Raw genomic sequence first — 12,247 nt, forward strand, 5'->3', positions numbered from 1 at the left:
CATTAGCCGCCGCTGGCTTGATTAAATTCGAGGCCAGTCTTATGGTAACGCTGAATGATGTCCATGTAGGGTTGCATTAATTGCCCTAAACGTGAATGGGTCAGGGCGCTGTAGTCGGTGGCATCCAGGGACTGAATTCTTTCGCCGCGAAACGGTTTATTTTGTACAAGAGCCATCAGCTTTTTAGCTGCTCTGATTTTATCTTTTGCTGAATGCCCTAACTTAATACCAATAACCCGGGTTTTATAATGTTTGGATTTTTTTTCAGAGTCTGCTTCAACCTGGCGCATTGTAATATAATGGTGTAAAACCTCCAGCAGCGCCTGTTCTTTTGTATCAGGTTTGACCTCGGGTATTTTATCTTTGATTGTTTTCGTTCCAGGGGGACGCTGCCTTAATCCTTCTGGTTGGAGTTCTTTCTCTTTTTCCTTCTCTTTTTCGTCCGTCTTCCCTGCTTCATCCTTACCTGATGGATTGACATCCTGTTCAGCCGGTAGTGATAATTTCACTACTGCCTCGTTCTGTTGATGTGCTCTTAATCGGAGCTGCGCCTGGTAATAAAGTTCCTGCGCCTCAAAATCCTCTGGTGTTTGTGTATAGTTGGGAGCCGGAATGGAGCTGACGATTTCATTAAATACCTGATCAAGCAGGATCATGGCCTTCCCATTTTGTGCCTGGTGTTTAATGGCCTCGCTCACGTAATCCAGTTTATCAAGTGGATTTTGGACATGGGCTATGGCGTCCTGTATCGTTTTTGAAGAAAAATGGCCTGACTCAAAAAACTCGAATAAGGGATTGTAATGATATTGCATGGAAAAAGATTTCAAATTCTCGTTCCAATCAAAATAAGCTTGGGAATTCAGCAAAAAAGAATTGGAATGGATTGGATCGGGGTGCTCGGGGTATAAAGGATGGTGTTTGTGCATAGGGTAACCAAAAACATTTTCTCCATTATAGATTGCTAGCGTATTTAAAATGCCCCGCTTTAATACATCGACATGATGGCCATAAACATCATAAAGATTAGGTTCGAAAAGGGTAGCTGGCGGGAAACCATTCTGAATGAGCAATCGATTCTGCAATAAATTGACGAAAGTGCGACCATTTGCATCACCAAAGGGATGGATGCGTTCAAAGGCTTCTGTCGTTTTACCGATCAGTTCTAAAATGTCATCGGGATCGCTTAAGGTTCCAATAGTCTCGTTGTAGTGAGCAATGGTCTCTTGCACCAGAGCTTCTGGATTAGCGGGGGCTTGATAATAAATTTCCACACATTGATCGATTAAAAATTCGGCAAAAGCCAGGTTGTCGCCATCACCGACATATTTTGTGCGTTCTTCTTTAATTTTTTCCGGGGTAATAAAAAAGCGGCTTCCATCATGAAATTTTGGCCATAACAATATCCCGTACCCGTCTTCCTCATCCGGGCTATTCAATTCGTTGTTTTCTATTTTATTGAGTAAATCAGCTAATCCTGTGGGAGTTATACGCCCATGCTTGGGAGAAAAACTAAAATGAGGGGAACTATCTCTGTAGGCGCCTCGTTGAATGCGTTGATTCATGCCTAAATGGACGTCGCGTGTAACGCCTTCATGGAGCGCTAGAATCAATTCTTCAGAAAGGGTTAAGTCCTCAATATTGTCCAGGGAAACATTTAACGTGGCGAAAAACGCATCGAGTGAATTGGTTTCGCGCTCACAATATCTTACCCATCCTGGCTCAGGATCAGCCTTTACCAGCGAGTGGCCTGTCATGCTTGAGTAGAGCTGCCCATCGACTGCCAGTTGCCAGAGGCGGTTTTTGGGATAATTTTTTTTAAAGTTCTCAAGCACCTCATGTCTGGATGTTGGTGTTATATTAACATTCTCATGTGGCAGGAGGCGTTTATTGCGGGTCTGATTATAAGCGGCTAATTCTTCCATGTGCCGATACCAGGAATCAAGTGCATCAATATCCTCTAAGACATGATTTTCAAAGCGAATTTGTTTTAAATCGGAGGGATGGATATTGTTTTCCTCAAGTGCTTTTTTAACCTGTTCAGAGGGAGAAGACTTTTGATTGATATCAATATCCTTGTTTGAAGTTCCGAAATACAAACGTATCTTCATGATGAAAACCAAAAGGCCGGGGTGATCAAATTATAGACTATTTGGCATTTTATTCTAAAAAAGTATCCATTTCGACCAGCTTATACTCCCCAGGCTTCAGATCCCCCAATGACCATTGGGCGATGCGATGGCGAACAAGCCTTAGCGTTGGAAAATGAATGGCCGCTGTCATTTTTCGTACCTGATGGTTTTTACCCTCGTTTAAGACAATTTCCAGCCAGGAGGTGGGGATGCTTTTGCGAAAACGAATGGGTGGATTCCTTGGCCATAAATCCGGCTCCTCAATAAGGCGAACCGTGGCAGGCAAGTAGCGTACCCCACCGATAACAAGCCCCTGCCTTAAAGGCAATAAATCCTTTTCCTGCGGTTGGCCCTCTACCTGGACCCAATAATATTTTTGCTTATTAAAGCGGGGATGGGTTAATTGATGCTGTAATTTTCCATCGTTGGTTAAAATTAGCAAGCCTTCACTGTTTTTATCCAAACGGCCAGCCGCATAGAATCCGGGTCGTTTAATGTAGTTGGCCAGGGTCTGTTCATGCTCGGTGCCGCTGAATTGGCAAACCACGCCATATGGCTTATTAAAAAGTAATAACGTACTCAAATGAATCAAACTGCAATAGATGAAGAATAAATCCTATTATGCCGTGAATGGGAGTTGGGACAAAGCATTTTGGCATGCTATGATAATTGCCTCTTATTAAGACGGAGTTGCCAATGACATTTGAAAAAATTCGTATCCCAACAGAAGGGCAAGCGATCACCGTTGCCGCTAATGGTTCTCTGCAGGTTCCTGACCAACCGATTATTCCCTTTATTGAAGGAGACGGTATCGGCGTTGATGTGACTCCCCCCATGATCCGTGTGGTCGATGAAGCAGTTAAAAAGGCTTACGGCGGCAAGCGCAAAATTGCCTGGATGGAAGTCTATGCCGGCGAAAAAGCGACTAAAGTCTATGGTGCTGATCAATGGCTGCCTAAAGAAACCCTGGATGCCCTGAAAAAATACGTCGTTTCAATCAAAGGGCCTTTAACAACGCCTGTTGGTGGCGGTATCCGTTCGTTAAACGTTGCTATTCGTCAGGATTTGGATTTGTACACCTGCCTGCGCCCTATTCGTTATTTCACCGGTGTACCCAGCCCCGTTAAAGAGCCATGGAAAACCGATATGGTTATTTTCCGTGAAAACTCCGAAGACATTTATGCCGGTATTGAGTGGCAAGCCGACTCGCCTGAAGCGAAAAAAATCATTCATTTCCTGCAAAATGAAATGGGTGTGAAAAAAATTCGCTTCCCTGATCATTGCGGTATAGGGATTAAACCGGTTTCTGAACAGGGAACGCGTCGTCTGGTTAAAGCGGCTATCCAATATGCCATCGATAATGATCGCGATTCCGTTACCCTGGTTCACAAAGGCAATATCATGAAATTCACCGAAGGTGCTTTCAAGGATTGGGGGTATCAGGTTGCCCGCGATAGCTTTGGTGCCATGGAATACCAGGGTGGTCCGTGGATGGCGTTTAAAAATCCTAAAACCGGCAAACAGATCGTCATTAAAGACGTGATTGCCGATGCTTTCCTGCAGCAAATTCTATTAAGGCCGGAAGATTACAGTGTGATTGCTACCTTAAACTTAAATGGCGACTACATTTCCGATGCTCTGGCAGCTCAGGTCGGCGGCATTGGTATTGCTCCCGGTGCCAACATGAGTGAAGAAGTGGCGGTGTTCGAGGCAACTCACGGTACGGCGCCCAAGTATGCCGGTCAGGATAAAGTAAACCCCGGTTCTCTGATTTTGTCAGCTGAAATGATGCTTCGTCATATGGGCTGGACTGAAGCGGCTGATCTGATCATTAAAGGGGTCGATGGCGCTATCGAAGCCAAAACGGTCACGTATGACTTTGAGCGTCTGATGGATGGGGCAACCTGTGTCAGCAGTTCCGGTTTTGCAGAAGCCATGATTAGGCACATGTAAAATAAATCGGCCCGAATAGCTTAAGAAAGCATTTTTCGGGCCGATGATTATTCTAAGGCTTAACCAGACGGTCGATTGCGCCAGTCATTGAAAGCATCCCTGTTTTTAACAATGGAAGGTCCCGAATACCCACAGAAAAGCTATAATTGAAAGGGAGGCATTTTATGTGCCCCTATTCATGCTGAGTGTTATATGGACAGGATGTAATTGAATATCGCAGGGTTTAATTTTTTCATTGATTAATTCCATTTTTTACTGGCCAAATGAACGTTGTAAGTCTATAAAATTAGTAAAGGGTGTAAGAAAATGAGCGGGCAATTTTTAGAGGAAATTGTCGAGCGCAGGCCAGCGGAAGCAGAAGTACTGCCTGCACTCAAACAACCTAAGAAATTCAGGGTAATCATGCTCAATGATGACTACACACCCATGGAATTTGTAGTGAGTGTATTAAAACGTTTTTTTCAGTTAAGCGAGCAATTGGCTACACAGGTGATGTTGCAGGTTCATTTTGTTGGTAAGGGTGTATGTGGGGTGTTTACGAGAGATATTGCGGAAACAAAGGTAGCTCAGGTTAACGATTTTGCCAGAGCGAATGAACATCCCTTATTATGTACCATGGAGCCCGAATAATTGGCGGTGGGGTTGAGAGGAGCAAAGAAATGTTAAACAAAGAACTTGAATTCACCTTAAACCTTGCTTTTAAGGAAGCGAAAGAGAAACGTCATGAATTCATGACCGTTGAACACTTACTCCTTTCTTTACTCGATAATCCTGCTGCAGGCAATGTGTTGCAGGCTTGCGATGCCAACATTGATGCCCTGCGCCGCGATCTGATTGAATTCATTGATGAAACCACCCCCAGAATCCCGGATGATGAACTGGATAGGGAAACACAACCCACTCTGGGTTTCCAACGGGTCTTGCAACGCGCCGTCTTCCATGTCCAATCGGCTGGAAAGACTGAGGTTACCGGCGCTAATGTCCTTGCTGCCATTTTCAGCGAACAGGAAAGCCAGGCGGTTTATTTCCTGCGCCGTGAAAACATCACCCGTTTAGATGTCATTAATTATATTTCGCATGGCGTGTCCAAATACCATAATAATGACCTCAATGAGGGCATGAACGCCTCAATGGACGAGGAAATGATGTCGGGTGAGGGCAGTGAATCACCATTGGAAAGCTATTGCACCAATTTAAACAAGCGCGCCAGAATGGGCAAAATCGACCCATTGATTGGCCGACATGAAGAAATTCAACGCACCATTCAGGTGCTTTGCCGCCGCCGTAAAAATAACCCGCTGCTGGTGGGTGAGGCTGGTGTTGGAAAAACCGCCATTGCCGAAGGTCTGGCACGGCGTATTGTCGATGGGGAAGTACCCGAGGCCATTCAGAATTGCATCGTTTACTCCCTTGATTTGGGGGCTTTGCTGGCCGGTACCAAATACCGCGGTGATTTTGAAAAACGCCTAAAAGCGGTCTTGAAACAATTAGGGCATCAGGAAGGCGCTGTGCTGTTTATCGATGAAATTCACACCATTATTGGTGCGGGTGCCGCTTCAGGCGGCGTCATGGATGCCTCCAATCTCATCAAGCCTCTGCTGGCCAATGGGGAGTTGAAATGCATTGGTTCGACGACCTATCAGGAATACCGCGGCATCTTTGAAAAAGATAGAGCCTTAGCCCGCCGTTTTCAAAAAATTGACATCACTGAACCATCTGTGGAAGAAACCTTTGAAATTCTTAAGGGCTTAAAAGGCCGTCTTGAAGAACACCATGGGGTTAAATTCTCCATTCCTGCCTTAAAGGCCGCGGCAGAACTGTCTGCCAAATACATCAATGATCGCTTTTTACCCGATAAAGCCATCGACGTCGTTGACGAAGCGGGCGCTTATCAAAATCTGTTGACAGCCAATAAGCGCCGTAAAATCATCAGCGTGACGGAAATTGAAAGCGTGGTGGCAAAAATAGCCCGAATCCCGGTTAAAAAAGTATCTGCTCGGGATAAAGACACGCTGCGTAATCTTGAGCGCGACCTTAAATTACTGGTTTATGGTCAGGACAATGCCATCACCGCCCTGGCTTCTGCCATCAAACTGGCCCGTTCTGGCTTGCGTGAACCGCAAAAACCGGTTGGGTGTTTCCTGTTTGCGGGTCCTACCGGGGTTGGTAAAACCGAAGTGACACGTCAGTTGGCGAATGTGTTGGGTATTGAGTTGCTGCGTTTTGATATGTCAGAGTACATGGAGAAGCATACGGTTTCCCGTTTGATCGGTGCCCCTCCGGGTTATGTGGGTTATGATCAGGGTGGTTTGTTAACCGAAGCAGTCACCAAAAATCCTCATTCCGTCCTGCTGCTTGATGAAATTGAAAAAGCGCATCCCGACGTCTTTAATCTGCTCCTGCAAATCATGGATCATGGTACGTTAACTGATACCAATGGTCGTCAGGCCGATTTCCGCCATGTGATTTTAGTGATGACCAGCAATGCCGGCGCCAGTGAAATCAGTCGAAATTCGATTGGTTTCTCTCTCCAGGATAACAGCAATGACGGATTGGAAGTGATTAAGCGCCAATTCAGCCCGGAGTTCAGAAACAGACTGGATGCCATTATCAATTTCGCCCCCTTGGACAACGTGACGATTGGTCTGGTGGTTGATAAGTTCATCATGGAGCTTGATGAACAGTTGAGCAATAAAGGCGTGACCTTTAAAGTCGATAAAGCGGCAAGAGAATGGTTGATTGAGCATGGTTACGATAAAGCCATGGGTGCAAGGCCAATGGCTCGTCTCATCCAGGAAAACATCAAGAAACCGCTGGCTGATGAGTTACTGTTTGGAAAATTATCCAATGGTGGCCATGTCACCTTGCAAGTGAAGGACGGTAAACTGCATTTTGACAGCCATGATTATCGTGAGGGTGTGTGCTAAAGTAAGCCCCTTATCTTAAGACAACTATTCAATATCCACAGCATTGTGGATATTTTTTTATGCTAATGGTTACCGCAACAACTCAGTTGAATTGGAGTAATTGGATTTTATGTTAAGTGTCATTATTATTGCAAAAAATGAGGCAGCCAATATCCAGCGATGCCTGGAGTCGGTGAAATGGGCTGATGAAATCATTGTTCTCGATTCAGGCAGTACGGATCAAACAGTGGAAATTGCCAAACGGTATACCGAGAACATCTACTTGACCGATTGGCAAGGATATGGCATTCAGAAGCAACGCGCCCTGTCAGTCGCCACGGGGGATTGGGTACTTAACCTCGATGCGGACGAGTCAGTCAGTGAAGGATTAAAATTTGCCATTCAGCAAGTCATGGATTTAAATGAAGCGGATGCCTACCGTATTCCCATATATATGAATTTTTATGGTAAGCCCATGCGCTACTCCTCAAGTCCTAAACGCCACATTCGCCTGTTTAAACGTGAAGGCGCCCGTTACAGCGATGACATCGTTCACGAAAAGGTGATATTGCCGCCTGAGGCGAAAGTGGAAAAATTAAAGCAAAGCATCCTTCATCATTCGTATCAGGACTTAAGCCATGCAATTGCAAAAATGAACCGGTATTCTTCTTATACGGCCAGGACTCGCCGCAAGGAAAGCAAACCCCCTTCATTTATCAGTATCCTGTTTTCTGCAGGCTGGATGTTTTTTCGTTGCCTGATTCTACAGCGCGGATTTCTGGACGGAAAGGAGGGTTATATTCTGGCCGTCCTCAATGCGGAAGGATCGTTTTACCGCGGCATCAAACAACTCTACCCCGATCGGCGCATCAGTGATTTACCCGATGTTAAAGAGGCTAAAAAAGAAGAGCAAGAATAGCGCGCTACTGTCGCAGAAAAATATATTCTCCTGTTTGACTACATGCTGTGCCTCATGCACAGCATCCATGCTCACCGTCAATAAGATGGCAAATGGATAGAGCTCCGTTTGATTGGAAAATAGTACAGCTCAGAAAGCCAGCTTCAATTGCTCCCAATAGCTATTGTACAAAGCCAGTGTTTCCTCGCCTACATCGCGCTGAAAATGGGCTCTTTTCATGGTTTCGGCATCAGGATAAACCATTCGATTATTACGAATGGCCGCGGGTAACTGAAGCCAGGCCTCCCGATTGCTGATGGCATGACCTTCTTTCAAGGCGATTTGTTCACCCACGTCAGGTTTCAGCATGTAATTAATAAAGGCATAGGCTTCGCTGGGGTGGGGTGGATTGGCAGGGATAGCCAGGCAATCCACCCAAACCACAAAGCCATCCAGGGGGTAGAAAAAGCCAATGGCTGGATTTTCTGCATGGGCTTTAAAGGCATCGCCATTCCAGGCAGAACCTAAGGACGCGTCTTCATCAATCATGATGGCCTGGATGCTGTCGCTGGCAAACAATTTAATATTAGGTACCAATTGCAGCAAATGCTGGTAAGCCGCTTCAATATGCCGGGGATCGCGGTCGTTCGGATTATATCCGAGGCTCATTAGTGCAATGGCAAAGACTTCGCGGGAATCATCAAGCAGCATTAACTGATTGCGCCATTGCGGCTGCCACAGTTCTCGCCAGTGACGGGGCGGCTGCGTGACGCGTTGTTGATTAAAGAAAATCCCTGTCGCTCCCCAAACCAGCGGCACGCTGAATTGATTGCCGTTATCGTAGTCATTATGAGAAAATTGTTCATCCACATGCCTTAAATTGGGCAAGCGTTCATGGTCAAGCCGGGTCAGCATGTTGAGCTTGCGCATGCGCTCAACGTAATAGGCAGAGGGTAGGATGACATCATAAATGCTGCTGTTGCTGGCCTTTAATTTGGCGAAGAGCGTCTCATTGCTATCGTAAGTTGAAAAATTAACTTTAATGCCAGTTTCATACTCAAACTGCTGAATGACCTTTTTGGGGATCTCACCCCCCCAGACATAGACATTAACGACCCGCTCGGCAAAGGCGATAGGGGTGAAAAAAACAGTGAGAAGGAGGACTAATCGCTTCATATTTTCTTACTCGCCAGTCGGTGAGCCACAATGACTAAAATCATGGACAATGCGAACGTAAAGGAACACAAGGCATTTAACTCCGGGGTAACGCCAGCACGCACCAGGGAATAAATGGTCAAAGGCAAGATATTGAAATCGGGGCCTGCGACAAAATAACTGATCATGACATCGTCAAACGACAAGGTAAAACACAAGAGAAAACCGCTCAATATCCCCGGCCATAACAAGGGTAGAAGAATTTTAGTCAAGGCCACGTAGCGGCTGGCCCCCAAATCCAGGGCGCTGAAATAGATATTGGGGTTAAGTGTATTGATGCGGGTATTGATGGTAATCATGACAAAAGGAATACAGAAAGTAATATGGGCAATTAACAGGCTGGTAAAACCAAGGGGGATTCGGGATACATTAAAGAAAATCAGCAAAGCAACACCCAACACCAGATCGGGTATGATAATTAACAACAGAAGCAAGGTATAAAGAAAAGTGCGATGGCGGGTTCTAAAGAGAAACAACTGCACGCAGGCTAAAAGGCTAATGGTCGTCGCAGTGGCCGCAGCGCACAAGCCTAGAATCACCGAGTTACTGAACGCAGCCCATAAACCGCGATCATGAAAGAGTTCGGTGTACCAACGTAAGGAAAACCCATGCCATTGCAGGGAAAATTTGGCGTTATTGAATGAATAAATCACCAGCACCAGAATGGGAATATAAAGCATGGCATAAACGCAAAATAAAAAAACCTGCCGAGCGAGTGATTTCAATGGGTAATCTCCTTGTTGAGCCCACGGTAGAAGACAAGGAGTAATACCAAAAGCAAGGTTAATACCACACTGGTTGCAGAACCTTGCGGCCAATTTTCTACCACCAGAAATTGATTCTGGATTAAATTGCCGAGCAGGATAGAGCGAGCACCACCCAGGACGTTGGGGATATAAAACAAAGTCATCGCCGGTAAAAAGACCAGGAGGCTGCCTGACACGATGCCGCTTGCAGTATTCGGCAAAAAGACGCGCCAAAAAATATCCCACTTGCTGGCGCCGAGGTCTTTTGCGGCCTCAATGAGACGAAAATCAAAGCGCTCCATGTTGGTAAACAGGGGCAAGACCATAAAGGGGAAGAGGTTATACACCAATCCCGATATCACAGCAAAATTAGAATAAAGCAGCGACAGAGGGGCATCGATTAGATACAGCTTAAGCAGGATGGCATTCAATACGCCCTTGAATTTGAGAATGGCTATCAGGGAATAGGTGCGTACCAGTGAACTGGTCCAGAATGGAATAATAATAAGCAGCAACAACAGGGATTGATGCCTGGATTTAATCATCAAATAACTGAAGGGGTAAGCGATCAACAGACAACACAGGGTGGTCATGAGAGCGATACCCACAGAGCGCAGGAAAATTTTTGCAAATACCGGATCAATGAGGGCTGTATAATTATCCAGAGTAAATGGCAGCGTCACCAGATGAAGACTGTCTCTGGATAAGAAGCTCGCGGCCACTACCAGGGAAAGCGGCAGGAAGCTAAATAGCAAAAGCCAACCATAAAAAAGCGTCAATGAGAGGGATTTAGTTTTCATAAGGCAATAAAACCTCCCAGCCTGGAAGCCATTCCACCCATACGGTTTCATGGAGAGCGTATTCCAGTTTATCGTCATCCTCATCAAAAAATTCCGAGGCATTGATGACGGCGCCAGATGGCAGGGCGACTTTCAGATCCACGGTGGAGCCTTTGTAGATGATGTCGAGGATTTTACCCGGCAGCATGCCACGTGATTCCGTGACCTCAGAGAGGCTCCAGACGCGGATATCTTCGGGGCGTACAATCAGATGGACTTTATCCCCGACCTGATAATGGCCGGTATTCTTGCATTCAATGTGCACACCTTCGAGAGTGGTTGTCAATTCATGGGTATCCGCCGCGATGACTGTTGCATTAAAAATATTGGCTTCGCCGATAAAGCTCGCCACGTGCAGGTTAGCCGGGGTTTCATACACTTCCCGCGGGGTGCCGACCTGCTCGATATGGCCTAAATTAAAGACCACAATGCGGTCTGACATGGACAAGGCTTCTTCCTGATCGTGAGTAACAAAAATGAAGGTCATGTTTAATGCTTTCTGAATTTGCTTCAATTCGTATTGCATGGCTTTGCGCAGGCGATAGTCGAGAGAGCTTAACGGCTCATCCAGTAACAGCACTTGCGGCCGGTTAATAATAGCCCGGGCGATGGCCACGCGCTGCTGCTGGCCGCCGCTTAACTGTTTGATATTGCGATTGGAAAACGATTCAAGCTGCACCAGGCGCAGGGCTTCAAGGACACGTGTTTCTATTTCATCCTCGGCAATGCGCTTGCAGCGGAGGGCGAACGCCACGTTTTCAAACACCGATAAATGGGGAAACAGCGCGTAACTCTGAAAAACGGTGTGGACATCCCGTTTTTGCGGGGGTAAGGCGTTGACGCATTGACCATTGATATAAATTTCACCGGCGCTAGGTTGATCAAAACCGGAAATTAAACGCAATAATGTGGTTTTCCCGCAGCCGGACGGGCCGAGCAGGGTGAGGAATTCTCCGTTATAAACAGTCAGGTTTAAGCGATCAAGGATGAGGGTACTGCCATATGATTTGCTTACATCCTTGATTTCTATCAGCGATATGGTCATGAATAATGTCGGATAAAATCGGCAATTATGAGTGCTCGTGCCGCCGTTGTCCAGGGTTTTAGACAGGGCGGCAGAGACGGCCTTTTACCAGGGTGTCACAGAAACAGTCGGTGTCGTATTGGGTTGTAACGAGCAGAGTTCTGAAATAGTACCGTCATTGCAGAGTACCACGCCCAGTTCATTGACGGTAAACACACCGCCCTGCCAGAGGCAGCAGCCGGGAAGCAATTGCAAATCCATCACCGCATGGCGAGTACAATAGCAGGAGGAATAATAACCATTATTGCACACATAGCGGCCGGCTGAGGAGTCGCAATAACTGATACCACCCATTTGTGCACAGCAGACATCGACGTTGCAATTGCGCGGGCATTGATCCTGACATGCCGCGCTGGCGTTGGGCGCGCATGAGCCGGCAAAAACAGGTGAAAAGCTTGCGGTGCATAAACAAAAAAAGAGTATTGAACTGAATAAGCGCATTGCATTCCCCAAGTTATCTTCTGTCGAGCATACCAT

The 12,247-nt window shown here is 46.2% G+C and carries 11 protein-coding genes; 4 read left to right on the forward strand and 7 right to left on the reverse strand.

Annotated features, from left to right (window positions below; all coding sequences use genetic code 11):
• Nucleotides 1-2: 2 nt before the first annotated feature.
• Nucleotides 3-2,108, reverse strand: coding sequence for a Fic family protein (locus tag Lery_RS13330; protein ID WP_082657212.1), 2,106 nt, complete (start codon nt 2,106-2,108; stop codon nt 3-5).
• A gap of 49 nt (nt 2,109-2,157) precedes the next feature.
• Nucleotides 2,158-2,712 (reverse strand): pseudouridine synthase, encoded by a 555-nt coding sequence (locus Lery_RS13335; RefSeq protein WP_058527981.1) that lies wholly within the window; start codon nt 2,710-2,712, stop codon nt 2,158-2,160.
• 113 nt (nt 2,713-2,825) lie between these two features.
• Between Lery_RS13335 and icd the strand changes: the two genes are divergently transcribed.
• From icd to Lery_RS13355, 4 genes are all read left to right on the forward strand, one after another.
• Nucleotides 2,826-4,082 (forward strand): NADP-dependent isocitrate dehydrogenase, encoded by a 1,257-nt coding sequence (gene icd / locus Lery_RS13340; protein WP_058527721.1) that lies wholly within the window; start codon nt 2,826-2,828, stop codon nt 4,080-4,082.
• Nucleotides 4,083-4,388: 306 nt separating this feature from the next.
• On the forward strand, nt 4,389-4,712 hold the full coding sequence (clpS, locus tag Lery_RS13345) for an ATP-dependent Clp protease adapter ClpS (RefSeq protein ID WP_058527722.1): 324 nt from the start codon (nt 4,389-4,391) through the stop codon (nt 4,710-4,712).
• A gap of 29 nt (nt 4,713-4,741) precedes the next feature.
• On the forward strand, nt 4,742-7,009 hold the full coding sequence (gene clpA, locus Lery_RS13350; protein WP_058527723.1) for an ATP-dependent Clp protease ATP-binding subunit ClpA: 2,268 nt from the start codon (nt 4,742-4,744) through the stop codon (nt 7,007-7,009).
• Nucleotides 7,010-7,118: 109 nt separating this feature from the next.
• The gene (locus tag Lery_RS13355) at nt 7,119-7,907 is read left to right on the forward strand and encodes a glycosyltransferase family 2 protein (RefSeq protein ID WP_058527724.1); all 789 of its coding nucleotides are present in this window, start codon (nt 7,119-7,121) and stop codon (nt 7,905-7,907) included.
• Between the two features lie 129 nt (nt 7,908-8,036).
• Here Lery_RS13355 and Lery_RS13360 read toward each other — a convergent pair whose 3' ends face one another.
• The 5 genes from Lery_RS13360 to Lery_RS13380 form a co-directional block, all read right to left on the reverse strand.
• Nucleotides 8,037-9,062: an ABC transporter substrate-binding protein gene (locus tag Lery_RS13360; RefSeq protein ID WP_058527725.1), complete on the reverse strand. Its 1,026-nt coding sequence runs from the start codon at nt 9,060-9,062 to the stop codon at nt 8,037-8,039.
• Nucleotides 9,059-9,781, reverse strand: a complete 723-nt coding sequence (locus tag Lery_RS13365) for an ABC transporter permease subunit (RefSeq protein ID WP_420324173.1) — start codon at nt 9,779-9,781, stop codon at nt 9,059-9,061. The genes Lery_RS13360 and Lery_RS13365 overlap by 4 nt, the downstream gene beginning before the upstream one ends.
• A gap of 41 nt (nt 9,782-9,822) precedes the next feature.
• The gene (locus tag Lery_RS13370; RefSeq protein WP_058527727.1) at nt 9,823-10,647 is read right to left on the reverse strand and encodes an ABC transporter permease; all 825 of its coding nucleotides are present in this window, start codon (nt 10,645-10,647) and stop codon (nt 9,823-9,825) included.
• Nucleotides 10,637-11,731: a spermidine/putrescine ABC transporter ATP-binding protein PotA gene (gene potA / locus Lery_RS13375; protein WP_058527728.1), complete on the reverse strand. Its 1,095-nt coding sequence runs from the start codon at nt 11,729-11,731 to the stop codon at nt 10,637-10,639. Before potA ends, Lery_RS13370 begins: the two co-directional genes overlap by 11 nt.
• 84 nt (nt 11,732-11,815) lie before the next feature.
• A complete protein-coding gene (locus tag Lery_RS13380; protein WP_082657213.1) occupies nt 11,816-12,211 on the reverse strand; it encodes a hypothetical protein in 396 nt (131 codons plus the stop codon).
• Between the last annotated feature and the right edge of the window lie 36 nt (nt 12,212-12,247).

This window comes from Legionella erythra, from assembly GCF_001467615.1.
Classification (GTDB): Bacteria; Pseudomonadota; Gammaproteobacteria; order Legionellales; family Legionellaceae; genus Legionella_C; species Legionella_C erythra.

Excerpts from the sequence above, each read along its gene's own strand:
- Lery_RS13330 (WP_082657212.1), bottom strand. The coding sequence starts at position 2,108 with ATGAAGATACGTTTGTATTTCGGAACTTCAAACAAGGATATTGATATC.
- icd (WP_058527721.1), top strand. The coding sequence starts at position 2,826 with ATGACATTTGAAAAAATTCGTATCCCAACAGAAGGGCAAGCGATCACC.
- clpS (WP_058527722.1), top strand. The coding sequence starts at position 4,389 with ATGAGCGGGCAATTTTTAGAGGAAATTGTCGAGCGCAGGCCAGCGGAA.
- clpA (WP_058527723.1), top strand. The coding sequence starts at position 4,742 with ATGTTAAACAAAGAACTTGAATTCACCTTAAACCTTGCTTTTAAGGAA.
- Lery_RS13355 (WP_058527724.1), top strand. The coding sequence starts at position 7,119 with ATGTTAAGTGTCATTATTATTGCAAAAAATGAGGCAGCCAATATCCAG.
- Lery_RS13360 (WP_058527725.1), bottom strand. The coding sequence starts at position 9,062 with ATGAAGCGATTAGTCCTCCTTCTCACTGTTTTTTTCACCCCTATCGCC.
- Lery_RS13365 (WP_420324173.1), bottom strand. The coding sequence starts at position 9,781 with ATGCTTTATATTCCCATTCTGGTGCTGGTGATTTATTCATTCAATAAC.
- Lery_RS13370 (WP_058527727.1), bottom strand. The coding sequence starts at position 10,647 with ATGAAAACTAAATCCCTCTCATTGACGCTTTTTTATGGTTGGCTTTTG.
- potA (WP_058527728.1), bottom strand. The coding sequence starts at position 11,731 with ATGACCATATCGCTGATAGAAATCAAGGATGTAAGCAAATCATATGGC.
- Lery_RS13380 (WP_082657213.1), bottom strand. The coding sequence starts at position 12,211 with ATGCGCTTATTCAGTTCAATACTCTTTTTTTGTTTATGCACCGCAAGC.